This window comes from Paenibacillus sp. TSA_86.1 (genome assembly GCF_052691815.1).
This window is the reverse complement of the sequence record NZ_JBQZGE010000001.1, coordinates 969,407-985,359: the sequence shown is the minus strand read 5'-3', so window position 1 is coordinate 985,359 and position 15,953 is coordinate 969,407. Positions and strand designations below refer to the sequence as shown.

General features: G+C 43.7%; 14 protein-coding genes. 6 read left to right on the top strand and 8 right to left on the bottom strand.

Annotation, left to right across the window (positions count from 1 at the left end; all coding sequences use genetic code 11):
* Window positions 1-174: 174 nt before the first annotated feature.
* The 3 genes from ACUTVW_RS04540 to ACUTVW_RS04530 all read right to left on the bottom strand — a co-directional run bounded on the left by ACUTVW_RS04540 (window position 175) and on the right by ACUTVW_RS04530 (window position 3,711).
* Entirely contained in the window at window positions 175-957 is a 783-nt protein-coding gene (locus tag ACUTVW_RS04540) for a hypothetical protein (protein ID WP_445644673.1), read from the bottom strand.
* Between the two features lie 60 nt (window positions 958-1,017).
* Window positions 1,018-2,001, bottom strand: a complete 984-nt coding sequence (locus ACUTVW_RS04535) for an ABC transporter substrate-binding protein (RefSeq protein WP_445644672.1) — start codon at window positions 1,999-2,001, stop codon at window positions 1,018-1,020.
* A 108-nt stretch (window positions 2,002-2,109) separates the two neighbouring features.
* Complete coding sequence (locus tag ACUTVW_RS04530; protein ID WP_445644671.1) at window positions 2,110-3,711, bottom strand: helix-turn-helix domain-containing protein; 1,602 nt, start codon at window positions 3,709-3,711, stop codon at window positions 2,110-2,112.
* Window positions 3,712-4,078: 367 nt separating this feature from the next.
* On the opposite strand from ACUTVW_RS04530, the gene ACUTVW_RS04525 reads away from it, so the two are divergent.
* The 4 genes from ACUTVW_RS04525 to ACUTVW_RS04510 all read left to right on the top strand — a co-directional run bounded on the left by ACUTVW_RS04525 (window position 4,079) and on the right by ACUTVW_RS04510 (window position 7,159).
* Entirely contained in the window at window positions 4,079-4,498 is a 420-nt protein-coding gene (locus ACUTVW_RS04525; protein ID WP_445644670.1) for a MarR family winged helix-turn-helix transcriptional regulator, read from the top strand.
* Window positions 4,499-4,537: 39 nt separating this feature from the next.
* Window positions 4,538-5,188 carry a nitroreductase family protein gene (locus tag ACUTVW_RS04520; RefSeq protein ID WP_445644669.1) on the top strand — a complete coding sequence of 217 codons (651 nt, stop codon included), beginning with the start codon at window positions 4,538-4,540 and terminating at the stop codon, window positions 5,186-5,188.
* 114 nt (window positions 5,189-5,302) lie between these two features.
* Window positions 5,303-5,599: a putative quinol monooxygenase gene (locus ACUTVW_RS04515; protein ID WP_445644668.1), complete on the top strand. Its 297-nt coding sequence runs from the start codon at window positions 5,303-5,305 to the stop codon at window positions 5,597-5,599.
* Window positions 5,600-5,758: 159 nt separating this feature from the next.
* On the top strand, window positions 5,759-7,159 hold the full coding sequence (locus tag ACUTVW_RS04510) for a prolyl oligopeptidase family serine peptidase (protein WP_445644667.1): 1,401 nt from the start codon (window positions 5,759-5,761) through the stop codon (window positions 7,157-7,159).
* A 230-nt stretch (window positions 7,160-7,389) separates the two neighbouring features.
* On the opposite strand, the gene ACUTVW_RS04505 is transcribed toward ACUTVW_RS04510, so the two are convergent.
* The 5 genes from ACUTVW_RS04505 to ACUTVW_RS04485 all read right to left on the bottom strand — a co-directional run bounded on the left by ACUTVW_RS04505 (window position 7,390) and on the right by ACUTVW_RS04485 (window position 13,768).
* The gene (locus ACUTVW_RS04505) at window positions 7,390-8,742 is read right to left on the bottom strand and encodes an FAD-binding oxidoreductase (protein ID WP_445644976.1); all 1,353 of its coding nucleotides are present in this window, start codon (window positions 8,740-8,742) and stop codon (window positions 7,390-7,392) included.
* Between the two features lie 245 nt (window positions 8,743-8,987).
* On the bottom strand, window positions 8,988-9,506 hold the full coding sequence (locus ACUTVW_RS04500) for a MarR family winged helix-turn-helix transcriptional regulator (protein WP_445644666.1): 519 nt from the start codon (window positions 9,504-9,506) through the stop codon (window positions 8,988-8,990).
* 52 nt (window positions 9,507-9,558) lie between these two features.
* Entirely contained in the window at window positions 9,559-10,368 is an 810-nt protein-coding gene (locus ACUTVW_RS04495; RefSeq protein ID WP_445644665.1) for an alpha/beta hydrolase, read from the bottom strand.
* Between the two features lie 321 nt (window positions 10,369-10,689).
* The gene (locus tag ACUTVW_RS04490; protein ID WP_445644664.1) at window positions 10,690-13,140 is read right to left on the bottom strand and encodes a flavocytochrome c; all 2,451 of its coding nucleotides are present in this window, start codon (window positions 13,138-13,140) and stop codon (window positions 10,690-10,692) included.
* A 13-nt stretch (window positions 13,141-13,153) separates the two neighbouring features.
* On the bottom strand, window positions 13,154-13,768 hold the full coding sequence (locus ACUTVW_RS04485) for an NADPH-dependent FMN reductase (RefSeq protein ID WP_445644663.1): 615 nt from the start codon (window positions 13,766-13,768) through the stop codon (window positions 13,154-13,156).
* A gap of 180 nt (window positions 13,769-13,948) precedes the next feature.
* Here ACUTVW_RS04485 and ACUTVW_RS04480 point away from each other — a divergent pair, with 180 nt between their 5' ends.
* A complete protein-coding gene (locus ACUTVW_RS04480) occupies window positions 13,949-14,878 on the top strand; it encodes a LysR family transcriptional regulator (protein WP_445644662.1) in 930 nt (309 codons plus the stop codon).
* A 9-nt stretch (window positions 14,879-14,887) separates the two neighbouring features.
* On the top strand, window positions 14,888-15,826 hold the full coding sequence (locus tag ACUTVW_RS04475; RefSeq protein WP_445644661.1) for an FAD:protein FMN transferase: 939 nt from the start codon (window positions 14,888-14,890) through the stop codon (window positions 15,824-15,826).
* The last annotated feature ends 127 nt before the right edge of the window (window positions 15,827-15,953 follow it).

Here is a 15,953-nt window from a genome sequence, read left to right as displayed (position 1 = left end):
CCCTTTTCCGATGTTGTATTCCTATACTTTATGCCTAGGACTCGTTATGTGAGCCGCCTAATTCACAGGAATTTCTTGGTTTTTGAAGGCAAGGCTCTTACGCAAAAAAGAAACAGCTACCTTCGGAGATATACCGACTGTAACTGTTTTTTTGTCTAAACGTGTTCTATACAATTAGCGTTTCAAAAGCATGCGCTCTCGCGTTTCTGAATCTAGTTTTGGACAACTGGTACAATAGCCATGAGAAGAACTGCTACTATTAACTTGATATGCCAGACAGCAATACCGACGAATTAGAAACGGCGCCCCCTGCCAATCCGGATGTTCAAAACGCTGCAAACGAGTGTAAAATGGATTATCCTTTGACTCCTCCAGCCATATAATCGCATCATGCTCAATGAGCGTAAGCCGATCTTGTGTTTTCCATATGTCACTATCGTGTATTATTTGTGCAATCAATTGTTGCACATTATGGGCAACCAGTGCATTCATTACCCTGATACTTGCTCCCGTTGCCTCGGCAATCGATTGAAAAATCCGGTTCAAATGAAGCTGCAAACGGTCCCGAAGCAAGCTGATTTCCGTCTTTCGCTGAACCAGAACTTCACTTGACGGTTCCATTGCAGGCCCCTGCCTCCTGCTGTCCAGAGCTTGCCCTAGCTCCAGTTGGGTCTCATAGCGCATTCCGCCTGTTCCATTCAATTCAAATCGGACGATATCTTCCTCAATGTTCAGGATAGTATCGTATAAACTGCTAGCTGAGATTACAGCCATTACCCATACGGAATACCGCTTGGCAAAAAGAGTTCCGACCGCTACACTTCCTGTACCGCCGAGCTCCAGTCCTTGTTGTACGGCTTGTTCGTACAATATCTGGTCTCTCTTCTCTTCAAGCAAAAGATCTCTGACACCAAACGAATATATGGAAGCTTCATTTGCCCCACGAATGCTCGTCACAAAAGAAGTCTCCAACACTCCCAACATCTCTGATCGGTCATGCCCTGAATAACGTACCATCTATTGAATCATATCTTTAATTTCATTTAATATTTCGCTTCGTCCTATAGCTCCCCATCCTTTAAATAGCCAGAAGGAGTCGGTTTGATAGACCTGACCAGTTCCAACAGCCGGGACGTTTTTCCAAAGTGAGCTTTCTTGCATTTTACTTAAATAGTCCTGAGCATTTGGATCTGCTTCAAGCACAACATAATTGGCATCGATATCTGCTATCTTCTCCATGGACAAATCCTCACGTTGTTCAGCAGGTGTCACTGCAGAAGGTTCAAACCCAAGATCATGATACAAGAGCGTGTTGGTTGGGTGACCTGTTGCCGCATAAATCTGCAGGTTCTTCTCCCTTACTCTTAGATAAGCCAGTTTTTTCTGATCCAATTGTTTTATTTTAGCTTTAAGTTGATCTGCTTGCTGCTCTACTTCCGCGATTTTTTCTTTAGCCAGATCAACCTTATTGTACATTCCAGCAATAGTCAGTAAATCCTGAGTCCAAAACGCTGTATCGCCTTTGTAATCCATCCAATCGTTACCTAATACAATCGTAGGAGCAATTTTCTCCAACTGATCATATGAATTTTCAGCTGTTCGACTCTCAATCACAATGACATCGGGATCAATCTGAACAATCGCTTCAAGGTTGGGACTATCTGCCGACCCTACCGTTGGAACACCCTGAAGCTGATCTGCCAGATAAGGCAAGTAATCTCCACCATAACGAACTTCCACATTAACGCCCGCAGGTTTCTCACCAATGGTGAGCATGTGATCAATGTACGCAGCAGATAATACAACCATACGCTCTATTTTTTGCGGTACAACCGAAGTCCCCTTCAGATGTTTAACCGTTTGTGTGCCCTTCTCTTCAACCGTTGTGTCCTGTTTCGCAGACGTTCCATTTGTTGCTTCCGATGTTGTCTTGCCACATGCTGCCAGAACGAGCACGAACAGGGACAACAGGATCATATAAACTGTTCTCTGTCTTATCATGTATTGTCATTCCCCTTCTCTACTTAATAATAATAATCATTATCATTATGGTAGGGAAAAGCAAAGTAGCTTGCCATGGATTATTCCACTCTCTTCATTTGTAAAATATCACCCTACGGTAACACCGAGTTTCTCGGCTACATATCGCATCGCCGCTAAACGTCCGGTTGGACCCAACGTTTTGAAAAAAATATCGCCCGCATCATAAACATGCCCTGCCTGCACCGCTTTGCATGCCAACCACCCAACAGACTTCTGCAGCTGTTGTAATTGAGCATGCGCTTCTTTCGTAGGATCCACCATAATAAAAAGATGATCCGCATTGTATAGCTGCACATCGTGGATATTCATCTCCACTGCCCAGTGCTCGTTCGGGTAATGCCCAGGGATTTGGAACCCCAAATCTTCATATAACAAGGTACCCGTCTGGGTATGGAGACCATACATGCGAGAAAATTCGGAACACACACGGATAAACATCACCGTCTGTTTCCCCCATTTGGAATGAATATGCGCTTGAAGAACACGGCTTAATTCCGCATGCTGTTCTATCCAGTGAATAGCCTGTTCATTGCGTCCCATAATGTCCGCCACATACAGCAGACTTTCCCCAACTTGATTCGTGTGTTTAAGAATAGCCGTTGGCGCAATATGTTGCAGAGATTCATTCGGCTCCATACGATCACTCGTGATGATCAGATCCGGCTGCAATCCCCTCAATTGATCATAATGCTGACCGGAACTGTCCAGAATAAGTCCTTGCGGAGAATCTGCTTGGCGTGTAGGCATTTGCACAGAATGAGTCACTCTCTGATCATAAGACAACGCAGACACAGGCTTTAACCCGAGCGTAAACACAACATCATCCAGACCATAATACAATGTTGCAATACGACTAACTTTGTTTTTCATATAAAATGTTGGTGCAACACCTTCATTTTTCTTAAATACCCTGCTGAAATAGTGCTCATCTCTATATCCAACTCGCTCCGCGATTTCCTTGATTTTGTCTGTTGAAAACAATAGCTGTTTGGCCTTCGCCATACGCTGTTTCAAGATATAATCCATCGGTGTCAGCCTAAATTGACGTTTGAATGTTCTTATAAAATGATTCACACTAAGTCCCGCCATGCGGGCCATCTCATCCATCCGGATCTCCTTCATATAATGGCGCGTCATATAATCCATTGCCAGATCCATTCCTGCCTGAGGTTTAGCGATGACTTCCACACTAGTCAGCAACCGAATCAACAACTGGTGTAAAAGATGTTTCTTGGCTGTGCTCTCCAACTCGGATGCAGTGTGGTTTTTATAGATTAATCGATCCATCATGTCCTGAATATCTCGCCTGTTGGAAGAAAGTTGAAGCTTGCCCGTAAAAGGAAAATCAAATGCCTGTGTGCGCCAAATATTCTGTGTTCGAACAAGTCCCGCACCGGAAAATAAGATCATCTGATATCGAAGAGTAGCTTCCATATCTGTCTGTAATTCCACATGCATACCTGGAGCCAACATAAACCAATCGTCACGAGAAACGGTATGCATCACATTATCGATCATCAGAGTACCTCTGCCATCAGTTACTCTACATAAGGCGAACCTTTTCCATACCCTGTGCTGGATTTGCTCTGGAATACCAGCATAATGACAGATGTGTACAGAAGAGATATATAGTTGCTTCATTCTTTTAATCCAATGATTTGTTTCCATGGTAACCCCTTTCCTTAGGATAAACCCTTGCTTCTCATTTTTATCAATGGAACCCGGGATCAGATCCAGCCCCATAGAGTTAAATCATACATCTAGGGATAAGCTATAGAAACAAAAACTTGGTTCGTATGCATATCTCATGATTTGAAAAGCAAAAAAATCTTTTTTTAAATGCTCCAAACCTGTTGCATTATCCAAAATCACATGTTATATTAATTGAGCCATCAATGATTGACGTATCAACTATTGATCTATCAACGATTGAGAGCAGCCACAGAATCATGAAGCAATGGCATTGTATACTGGCAACTTTAATTATTTGTTCACATACGCCGTTGTTGATTGGATTCACCCGGGAGGTCTAGTCATGACACGTATGGTTTCCAAAGAAGAGCAGATCATTAATCTGCTGAATGTGCTGGGGAACAGAATCAGTCCCAAGTTTGAACGCTGCACCGGGATCAGTTCCTCTCGTTTTGAAATTCTGCATGAGCTTGATCAGGTTGACGAGATTAACCAGTCCATGCTCCAGAAAATTATTAACATCGACAGTGCTGCAATTACGCGCCATCTGAAACAACTTGAAGCCGACCAGATGGTCACAAGACGCAAAAACCCTGAGGATAATCGGGTAACCTTTGTTCGTCTCACGGATCATGGCCGCAAACAGATTGAAGGATATAAAACAGAGAAAACGAGTTATATTCATCAAATTCTGGATGGTTTCAGTGAAGACGAGATTCATGCACTTGCCAATTTCTTGGAACGAATGCAAAACAATTTTTAAACCTTATTTTTAACACCCATATATAGAGGAGAGATTTCCATGACTACAACACAAAGCAAATTCCAAAAAACCAATGATTTTAACGAAATTACCTACGGCCGTCGTTCCGTCAAACTGTATGACCCTGAAGTGAAAATCAGCCGTGAAGAAATGACTGAAATTTTGGCAGAAGCTTCCCGTGCTCCATCTTCTGTAAACATGCAGCCTTGGCGTTTTCTGGTTGTAGATACACCTGAAGGCAAAGAAAAGCTCGCACCACTTGCAAAATTCAACCAAAATCAAGTGCTCACTTCCGCTGCTGTGATCGGTGTGTTCATCGATATGAAAAATGGCGAGTATTTGGAAGAAATTTTTGGCAAAGCTGTTGAGCATGGATTTATGCCAAAAGAAATTGCAGAGCAACAAGTGAAAATTGTTAAACCTTATTATGACAACATGCCTGCTTCCGATCTGCGTGACGTTAACCTGATTGATGCTGGCCTTGCTTCCATGCAATTGATGCTGGCTGCGCGTGCACATGGTTATGACACGAACCCGATCGGTGGTTATGAGAAAGACCAAATTGCAGAAACATTTGGCATGGACAAAGATCGTTATCAACCAGTTATGCTGGTTTCCATTGGTAAATCTGCGAAAGAAGGACACCCATCTTACCGTCTGCCTGTAGATACAATCACAACTTGGGCATAAGCAGATTATAACTGTTGCTATAATTAAGACGCTCTGACCGCTTCGACAAGTGGATACACAGTATCATAGATAGTTTTAGACAAAATTGCAAAATACGATCTGGAGGTTACAACGATGATTATCATTCACGCACATTTGCAAGTACAAGCCGCTCAAGAACAAGCTTTCCTGGCTGCTGCCAAAGAACTGATCGCTGCGACACGTCAAGAAGAAGGCAACATCAGCTATGATCTGGTTAAAAGCACAGAACGTGAGCAAAGCTACACCATGATCGAGCTGTGGAAGGACGAAGCAGCAAACGCTGCTCATAACACCAGTGCTCACTTCCAAGCCTTTGTAAAAGAAGCTCCGGCATTCATGGCTGCGCCTTTGAACGTTGAAGTGTTTGCCGGCGAAGCCGTTAAACACTAATAATATAAGAAAGACCGTCTGGATTTCACCTCATGGTGATCTTCAGGCGGTTCTTTTATTTGCAAATAAGCAGGAGAAAGCAATCCAATTTCCCATGTTAATCCTGAAATGGTACAATGATTAAGGCTGAATACATAAACCATTTGGAGGTATATGCTGATGAATATGAAAAAAGGACTGCTCTCCGGTTTCCTGGCTCTTGCTCTGACTTCAACTCTTCTCGTCTCCAGTAATGTAAGCGCAAACAATTCTTCTGATACACGGTCTCCTCTCTCCTACTCCCTTGTGACCAAAGGGTATGATTGGGGTCCTGGTGTGTACAAAATCATTCTCGATGCCGGCGTAGCCATTCAAGGAAACACACTTACTACAGACACGTTCAAAGTTCTTGCAGAACGAAGTTATCCGATGATTAATTTTCAAACCCAGCAAAAATACGATGGCTTCGATAGCAGTAGCAGAACGATAGAGCGAGCCTACCTTTCCGACAAAGATGGCAATAAAATCTCCATGTCCAGTGGACAATATATTACAATTGAAATGAAAGTTCATCCAGATCTGATGACAAGTAGCCCGTTTACGTTTGATCTTCAGAGTTTTACTAATCGATATGCAGACCTTCAATATACGATTATTCAGCAAAAATCACTCCAGGATAACACGGGCAATGCCGTCGAGCATCTAACCACAAGACCAGATACGCCACACACGATGATAGAACAGGGTGTTGATGTGTTTGATTCATCAGGCAAATTCAGCTACAAAGACTCCAAGTTTGGTCAGATTAATCTGACCTATGCTTCCTATATGCCCGATACCAGCAAGAAAAAGCCATTGATCATCTGGCTTCACGGTGCTGGTGAAGGAGGTACCGATCCGAGAATTGCCCTTCTGGGCAATAAAGTAACAGCGTTAGCCGATGAATCGATTCAAAAGTATTTTGGAGATGCTGCTGTATTGGTTCCACAAACACCAACATTCTGGATGAATGACGGAACCGGGCAATATACCAAGGACGGAAAAAGTATGTATACCCAACCGTTAACCGCTTTGATCAAAAAATATGTCAAACAGCATGCAGCGGATATTGATACGAATCGCATCTACATTGGCGGATGCTCTAATGGCGGATTTATGACTCTAAATATGCTGCTTGCGAACCCGGATTACTTTGCCGCTGCTTATCCTTCCGCAGAAGCATACGAGGATGCCTTGTTAACCAAAAAAGATATCGCCAAACTGAAGAACATTCCGATCTGGTTCACAGCTGCAGGAGCCGATCAGACGGTGGATACGTCCAAAACGTCAACGGCCACCTACAAGCGGTTGATTGCTGCAGGAGCCAAACAAGCTCATTACTCCTATTTTGATAAGGTAATTGATATGAGTGGGGTATATACCAAAGGGAACGGGGATAATGCTCCATATGAATACAATGGGCACTGGTCCTGGATTCCTGTTCTGAATAATGACATCTCCAAAGACTTCAATGGCAAACCTGTGAAAATCAAAGGCAAAGCCGTAACACTTATGGAGTGGCTGGCTAACCAAAAAAAGTAATTAGACTAATGTATGTGCAATACGTACTTGTCTAATTCGAAGGCGTTGAGGGGCATTCTAACAGAATGTTAGTCAAGCGAAGAGTAAGTTTGGAAAGAAATACACACACAAAAGTGTCTGTAAAATAGACTCCGTTATATTGGCGTAGAGTCCGGGAGCCGCGATAAGCGGCTCCTTTTCCATGACTTCTATTTTTCAATTACACCCGTGTAATCCTATTTCCATCACTCTCATTTTAAAGTGCGTGCCGGACGAATGCTTTGCGGGTTATTAAACACATTTTGGGGATCGTATTTCGCTTTGACTCTGCGCAAACGGGCATAGTTCGCTCCGTAGTATACAGGCCCCGAACGTTTGATTCCCTGATCTGGAACATTAATGTACGAACCGACGATGTATGGCTGTAATTTTTTGCGTGTGTTCCGCACAATCGCAATGTTTTTTGCTGCCTGGGACGGTTTGGTCCATGAACTGTTCCATTCCACATAGAACTTGGCTTTACGCCAGTAAAATGCTGTGGAGGTAGGTGATTTACGGCTAACGGCACCGCCCCAGTTCAGGAAAAAGAATCCGGCGAACTCACCTTCCACATGTTCCAGAAACTCTCGCATCGATTGGATTGCCCGATCCGGGAATGGTTTTCGGCCAAACCCGGAGGAAAATTGATTACTGTATCTTTGGGTAAGCACTGGATCGGGCGGCAACAGAAAAGTGACGGCTTCCGTGTAAGGGACTGACCGTATGATCGTCTGGGAAGGCGTACCCGTGCTGGTCATCGGTTTTAGCAGCCGTAGTGCCTCCGATTTGGAACCAAGAAACAGACCTTCCATACTGACATTTCCGCCCTTTTTGGGCCCGATGGACAGTTCACTCCCGAGCCGGGTATCCACCGATGGAGCCCACTTTTGCCACACTTTGAGCAGCTTCTCGAATTGAGCCCATGGCCAGGTAATCCGGTAGACTGTCGCTCTGGCTGGTGCACGGCGTACTTTGAACTTGTAACGGGTGTAGACCCCGAAGTTCCCTCCTCCACCGCCTTGAGATGCCCAGAACAGATCTGCGTTACATTTTTTGTTTGCACGAATGATTTTCCCGTTCGCATCCACCATCTCGAATTCGAGCAAATTATCACTAATTAGACCAATCGTGCGTTGAAGAGGACCGATGCCTCCTCCCAGCGTAATACCGCCTATACCTACTGTAGGGCTATCGCCGAATGGAGCAATAAACCCCTGGCGTGCGAGTGTATGTGCAATTCTCCCAACGCGGTTTCCCGCTCCCACAACGGCTGTTCCTGTTGTTTTATTCAGCTTGATGGTGTTCAGATCACTGACATCAATGACAATCCCACCGTTCACCTGTGACAGATTAACCTCAAGTGCATGTCTTCCACTTCGCGGCCGGATCGGTACGTTATTTTCACGAGCCCATTTGATGGCATTGGAGACATCTTTCGTTTTTTGGGCAAAAACGAAGACTTTAGGATACCTGTCGGTATGTGGGTCCCAGTTCTTACGTGCTGCCTCATAACCTGGATCTCCTTTAAAGATGACGCGGCCAGTCAGTTTTGTTTTTGTTTTCATGTTTGTTTTCAAACATTCCACTCCCTGCAATATTGATCGTTATACAGCACTTCTGCATCAGGCATTTTATACTGTATGACCGGCATACGCGGAGGGAATGGGCTGTGGACTGTCCTATACGCAAAAAAATTCCCTTAAAGCAAATATAAAGCTTTAAGAGAATTTTTTTTCACTTCGTAATCATCATTCTGGTAATTAAAACAAAAACTACATATTCGCTACGCTGTTTCCGGCATTGGGAACGATCAGTTATCCGGCTCAATTTTGATGAGCTTACGTGGTTCCTGTTCTTTTTCACCGTACCAGACGAGTACGTCGGCAAACAGATCCATGATACGAATGAAGCTTTTTTTGTCGGCTTCCGTAATCCGGTCTGCCAGCTTAAAAATATCATCAAAACAAAGCTCTCGGACAAATGCGGTGTACTTGGTGTACACCTCACGACCTTTAGCAGAAGGTTTGACGTAAATATCTTTGCGGTTACCGCTTAAATGATATTTTTCCAGTAGTCCTTTTTCGGTTAAATTCTTCACATTTTTAGAAAATGTACTCCGACTAACGCCCAAACGTGCGGCCATCTCGGACATCTTCTCTTCCTGATCCTCTGCTTCCAGAATATATTCGAGTGTCTGAATCTGAGCAGCAGAGAAGGTCATATCCGTTCCGTAACTTCGTTGCAGCTTGTAGGTGTTCGAGTATGCATTGCCGTATTTGATTATTTTCTCGACAAGCCCCCGATGGTCACCCATCCAATCTAATTTCATGCATAATCCCTTTCGTCTTCAGAGTCTCCGTCTCTCTAATACTCTACTGAAATCAGATTCGTTTTTCAATCCATGAAATCGCTTCTTCAATCACTTCATCCCGTGCTGTCTCATTAAATATTTCATGCATGAGATGTGCATAGATTTTCAGTGTTTTATCTGCCGAAGCGATATCTCCGTAAAAGTCACGGGAATCCTTTTCGCTAACCAGCCCATCATTCGCTCCATGTAACACAAGCACCGGATCAACAAATTGCTTCGCATGTTCTTTCAGCCATTCTACTCCATACCCCAAACTGTTAAACAAATCTACAGAAATCTCTTTTTCTACCAGCGGGTCATTAGCGTAAGCGGATACGACTTCAGGAACACTACACACTCCATTGCCGAGTTCATTCGGGAAATACGTGCCTGCTGGCAGAGCCATCGGCAGTTCTCCAGCCACTTTCGTATTAAATCGAGTAAGCGCTCCTGATAATACGATACCCTTCACTTTTCCTGGATATTTCGTTCCAAATGATGAAGAAGCAAACCCACCCATACTATGTCCAATAATATACAGTGGCGTATCACCGCTCTCTTGTAGCGCCACCTCAACTACAGCGTTGACATCATCAATCAGATGATGAAAATCACTATAAAACGTACGCTGTCCTTCCGATCTCGCATGACCCCGATGGTCAAAACGATACACGTTGAATCCACGCCCGTTCAGTTTCTCTGTTAGATAATCATAACGGCTGGCATGCTCAGCTAATCCATGTACGATGACTACGGCTGCCTTCGCATCCTCCACTGTATTCTTGCTAAAATAAAGCTGTGTTCCGTCAAAGGATTTCATCGTTGTTTCGATACTGTTCATCGTACATCCCATCCTTTATTCGCATTTTAATATCCGTTATACATAATATTGTTTCTTACAGAAATAATATATCACTCTTTCGAACCATTTGTCCACGAATTTATAAAACGCTTACAGTTTTGAATTCACCGAACCTATCTAACTTAAGTTAGGGTATTCTTTGTTCTCACACAGCCAAAAGAATTCCCTTTCTTTCACTCATTCTTTCACTCTTTTCCTGCTCTAAATAATGAAAAAGACAGTTACTGTGTAAACAGCACCTGTCTTCTCATGCTCCAGCTTAACTCACATTTGATGTATCCCCTTCTCGTATCTCCTTTTCTAACGTTCTATTTTCACATTGGCTACACAATTCATTTCTTCAACAGCCGTTTTACCCGCGATTCGTCCAAACGTAAAGATGTCTGTCAAGGCATTACCGCCCAAACGGTTACCTGCGTGAATCCCGCCTGCTACTTCTCCTGCGGCATACAGATGGGCAATTGGTTGACCGTTTTCATCCAATACACGAGTTTGGGTATCAATCTTGATGCCACCCATCGTATGGTGAACTGCAGGTTTTCTAGGCGTAGCGTAAAATGGTGCTTTTTCCACTTTTAAACTAAACGTATCCTTATGGAACTCCGGATCAAAGCCCGCATCCACGTAAGAGTTATACTTATCAATCGTCGTTCTGAGAACCTGAGGGTCCATATTCACTTTCACTGCCAGTTCTTCAATCGTATCCGCTCTGAACAGAGTACCCGCTTCGACTTGACGATCTATCTTCTCTTGGCTGGTATTCGCTGCGGTCTTCTTGATCTCATCATCCGCAATCAGGTAAAATAAACTGCCTTGCTCAATAGCTGCTTTGGTTAATACATCCCGGCCAGAGAATTCATTAACAAAACGCTCACCTTTCTTGTTAACAATGACAAAGTTCTCAGGTGGTACTTGCAGTCCACTGAACAGTTCACCCGTCTCTGGATCGGCTACAGGCATCATTTGGGTAAAGCCCATTCCGGTTAGTGCCGCCCCTGCGCTCTTGCCAAGCGATATTCCATCACCCGTCATCGCGTAAGAATTCGTTGTTTTGATATCATCGTCAATATGGCTCCAGTAGGTGTTATATTCCTTGAGCATCTGTGTATTTGCACCAAAACCGCCGCTAGCAAGCACAACGGCTTTCGCATGCACGGTAATTTTCTGTCCATTGACACCCGTTGCGATAACACCTGCTATTTTTCCATCTTCGATGATTAGCTGTTTGACCGGACTATCTGTAATAATTTGTCCGCCATTTTCTTCTACATACTTGCTAAGTGCGATGATAAAGGCAGATCCATAACTCTTGACAGGTTTGTGACCACGGCGCCATAGGGCACCAACCGGAGCAAATACGATGCTCTTATCATATTCCACACCGATCTCCTCAAGCCACGTCACACTTTCCAAGGCACGGTCAGTAAGTACTTTGACCAGATCGTATTGTCCATAGATCATGTTGCCATTCAGATCGGTACGTTTTCCCCCGAAATACGTTTGCATTCTGTGCAGCAGTGGAGAGTCGAATAGATAAGCTTTTTCTGTCCCGAACTTGTCCTGATACGCTGTGAATTCCTCTTTAAGTGCATGGAAATCATCGATATATTCGGGATGGATCAAACGCTCATCGGTACGTAATAAATTCTCAATAGTCTGTCTTTCTCCTGGGTTCTCACTAAACTGTTGTTGCCATAAAGGATCTGCTGCATTGACAGGACCACCGGAACGGATCGTATTTCCCCCCACAGCTGGATATTTCTCAAGAACGATGGCACTTGCTCCCTGTTGTAGAGCTGTTGCAGCAGCACTTAGACCCGCGCCACCTCCCCCTACAACGACCACATCACAAGTATATTCCTCGTCATCCTTCAGCTGGCTACTGGCAGGTTTTGCACGTCTTTTCAGAATATCCGGATTAACTCCAGCCAGCTTAACCGCTTTGGCTACCCCGTTAATGACAGCGTTACTCGTTTCAGAAGCACCGGAGAGCGCATCTACATTGAGCGTCTGTCCTTCGATAATTTTATTCGGAATTCTTACAAAAACAACATCGGCGATGCCCTCGGTTTCTCCCTTCGCATCAATATCGATACTCTCGATTCGATTTTCACTAAAGGACACCTTCATCGGAAGATTTCCGCTATGACCTATGGCATTAACTTCATACACACCCGGTTTATAGGTGAACTCTTCTTCCTCATTCAGCTGATTAGAAATGTTGGCGAAGCGAAGGAAACGCAGGAAACATACCTCCAGGAAATCAATCGTGCCTTCACTGTTCAGCTTACCTGATTCATCAAATGCTTTATGTGCACTCCCAAGTAAAAACTCATATCCTGGCATCACATTGGCTTCGACACCTGGTGCATCCAGGATTTGACGAAGATGTAGCTGTGCACGCGAAGAGCCTTGTGTTCCCTGTGATGCACCAATGATCATCACGGGTTTGCCAGCCAGCGGATGGATTTCAAAACTCAGCCATTCGAGCAGGCTTTTAAGGGATGAAGGGATGGAATGGTTATATTCTGGAGTTGCAATAATGACGCCATCACTTGCGATGATTTTTTCATTAAACGATTGTATAATGGCACTGTTCGTTTGGTTATCGGATTGATTAAACATCGGCACATCTGTAATATCAAGGATTTCAATGGCTGCTCTGGATTCAAAATGTTTTTGCATGAACTGAAGCAGCTTGCGATTATACGATTTCTTAGCATTTGTACCAACGATCGCTATGATTTTCATTATGATTAGCCCCCTACTCCTGCCAGGAAAATTTTTTCGTTTTTCTTTTCAACGTTCTTTTGGACAGTAGCTCCCTAGTAATCTCCGTAAACAAAACAAACTCGCTGAAAATCTCTTCCAGCTCCGCTACTTTCTCAGCATTCATGAGACTGCCACTGTTATCAAATGCACTCTGTGATTTTCCCAAAAGAAACTCGCTGCTAGGCATCATTCTCGCACCAAGCTCTGGCGAATCCAGAATTTGTTTAAGATGCGCTTGCGCTCTGGAAGAGCCAAGTGAGCCGTGTGAAGCACCCACGATTAGAACAGGTTTGTCCTTCAAGGTTTGAGTGGTGTAGCTGATCCATTCCAGTGCACTTTTCAGAACGGCAGGTATGGCATGATCATATTCCGGGGTGGCGATAATCACGCCTTGAGCTTCGGCAATTCGATTCGATAGATCTGTTACCTTTTCAGGGATATCAACCTCAGCATCCTCTATGTCATCTTTTTCAATAAAAGCAGGCAAATCCTTGATTTCATATAGATCAATCTTGGCCTCGCTCGTGAAATGCTTTTGCATAAATTGAAGCAGCATACGGTTCGTTGATACATCTGAATTGGTGCCCACAATAGCTAAATAGTTCATCGTAATCCCCTTTCTGTCATTCGAAATGATATTCGTACATGTCAGACTCGTTCTTTCGGCATAACTCTAACATAGGAATGGAAGATTGATCTAATAGTTATTCATTGCAGTTTGATAACCAATTTGTTATAATCAGCTCAAATTCAAAGTTTGTTACTTTTTTCACAAAGGATGAGGACCATGTCTAAATTAGAGTCTCAGGATATCTTATGTTACATCGACAGCCTCTTGAAATACAGCAATTATAGCAAAGCTGCCCAGTCACTTTATATTTCTCAACCCTATCTCACGAAGGTGATTAAAAAAGTCGAAAGTCAGTTGAACTGTGAACTCATCACTCGCAGCAAGCTGCCGTACCGATTAACCGAGCAGGGCAAAATATATTATCAGTATTTAACTTCACTCGAACATAGCTATGCCAAACTTGTGAGGGAAATTTCATATGTGTCGGATATCGGCAACAAGCTGTTAAGGATCGGAATTCTTGCCAGCCTTGGTTCTTATTTAACGCCTCTTTTTTTACCGTCTTTCTTGAACCTTCATCCAGCTTGTAAAATAAACCTTGTCGAGGATCTGCCTGAGAAAAATGAGAAGCGCCTCCAAAACAATGAGCTGGACTTCTGGATCGGTCAAAATTCGAGCAGTATATCTCCAAACTTGAATTCCGTTAGCTGGGGCAGACACAGTTACCGAGCTGTTATTCCGCGTAGCTGTGAACTATACCAGAAGGATGTTGCGGTAATTCCGGAGGGAACTTTTGATATCAGTACTATTTTGAATCAAAGGCTCATTCTAACGTCCAAAGGATCTGCGATCCGAAAACAGATCGATCAATTACTTAGTGTGTACAAGATACAACCCAATATCGTCATGGAAAGCAACGAAATCCGCACCGTATTAAAACTTGCAAAACATAATGTGGGCGTGACCATTGTACCTGAAAGTGTAAATATCGAGGAGTGTGGCTCGGAGTACAACATCTATCCCATTCCGACCGATAAGATCAGTCTGGATTATTTTATAGCTCATCATGGAGAAAGAAAACTGACTAGCGTTGACCATGACCTTATCCATACTTTTCTGAATCATGGCCAACCATGTGCGGTATAGGAGGCTGTCATGAACACTTTTACGCAAACAATACCTCTCATGGGAACTCAAATATCCCTCTATATCAAGGGGACAAATGCTGAAAAACTAGCTCGGGAAGCAGAAAACAGGTTGTTTCATTATGAAAAAGTTTTCAGCGCCAATAGTGATCACTCACAGCTTGCCAGGTTGAAAAAAGAAGCTGCAGCCCACCCGCTCAAAGTAGACAGGGAACTGTATGATCTCATCAAAATAGGCAAAGAACACAGTATGAACGAAGATTCTTTTTTGAATATTGCGATAGGCCCATTGATTAAATTGTGGAGAATCGGGTTCCGCGAGGCACAAGTACCAGAGGATACAGAGATTAAGAAGGTTCTGGAGCTCTTGAACCCTGAACATATACAGATCGATGATGAGCAGCAAACCGTGCATTTATTAAGAAAAGGCATGGAGATCGACCTTGGAGCTATCGCCAAAGGTTATTTTGCCGATCAAGTCATGGCTTTTTTCAAAGAAAACGGAGCTGAATCAGCTATGGTTGATATGGGCGGAAATGTTCTTGTTCATGGTGAATCCCCGTCCGGTTCCAGTCACTGGAATGTTGGCATTCAGAATCCCTTTTTACCCAGAGGCAACGCAGCCGCACTCGTTAGCATCAGGGAGCAATCCGTCGTTACCTCCGGCATATACGAACGCGTTTTAGAGAAGCAAGGCCGGCAGTACCACCACATATTCAGCAGCAAAACAGGATATCCCATCGAAAGTAACATTGCTTCGTTAACGATTATTGCGGATAGATCGTTGGACTGTGATATCTATACGACAGAATTATTCGGGTTAGACGCGGTCTCCCTTATTCATAAAGTGAATCAAATGAAACATATCGGGGCCGCCGTCATCACAACTGATGGAAACCTGGCCTATACCGACAATCTGCAAGGAAGAATCCAAACGGTATCAAGCTAAAGGTTTAACATCGAATTGGATGATGAGAATAGTTCCATTTCCGAAAGGCAGTGAGTCCGTTGCCCTATTCAGAACTGACCATCCTATAAGATAATATAGAGTATATATCGACTTTATATAAGGGATG

Bases quoted from the DNA above. Each gene is read 5' to 3' on its own strand.
- ACUTVW_RS04535 (WP_445644672.1), bottom strand. From the start codon at position 2,001: ATGATAAGACAGAGAACAGTTTATATGATCCTGTTGTCCCTGTTCGTG.
- ACUTVW_RS04530 (WP_445644671.1), bottom strand. From the start codon at position 3,711: ATGGAAACAAATCATTGGATTAAAAGAATGAAGCAACTATATATCTCT.
- ACUTVW_RS04525 (WP_445644670.1), top strand. From the start codon at position 4,079: ATGACACGTATGGTTTCCAAAGAAGAGCAGATCATTAATCTGCTGAAT.
- ACUTVW_RS04520 (WP_445644669.1), top strand. From the start codon at position 4,538: ATGACTACAACACAAAGCAAATTCCAAAAAACCAATGATTTTAACGAA.
- ACUTVW_RS04515 (WP_445644668.1), top strand. From the start codon at position 5,303: ATGATTATCATTCACGCACATTTGCAAGTACAAGCCGCTCAAGAACAA.
- ACUTVW_RS04510 (WP_445644667.1), top strand. From the start codon at position 5,759: ATGAATATGAAAAAAGGACTGCTCTCCGGTTTCCTGGCTCTTGCTCTG.
- ACUTVW_RS04505 (WP_445644976.1), bottom strand. From the start codon at position 8,742: ATGAAAACAAAAACAAAACTGACTGGCCGCGTCATCTTTAAAGGAGAT.
- ACUTVW_RS04500 (WP_445644666.1), bottom strand. From the start codon at position 9,506: ATGAAATTAGATTGGATGGGTGACCATCGGGGGCTTGTCGAGAAAATA.
- ACUTVW_RS04495 (WP_445644665.1), bottom strand. From the start codon at position 10,368: ATGAACAGTATCGAAACAACGATGAAATCCTTTGACGGAACACAGCTT.
- ACUTVW_RS04490 (WP_445644664.1), bottom strand. From the start codon at position 13,140: ATGAAAATCATAGCGATCGTTGGTACAAATGCTAAGAAATCGTATAAT.
- ACUTVW_RS04485 (WP_445644663.1), bottom strand. From the start codon at position 13,768: ATGAACTATTTAGCTATTGTGGGCACCAATTCAGATGTATCAACGAAC.
- ACUTVW_RS04480 (WP_445644662.1), top strand. From the start codon at position 13,949: ATGTCTAAATTAGAGTCTCAGGATATCTTATGTTACATCGACAGCCTC.
- ACUTVW_RS04475 (WP_445644661.1), top strand. From the start codon at position 14,888: ATGAACACTTTTACGCAAACAATACCTCTCATGGGAACTCAAATATCC.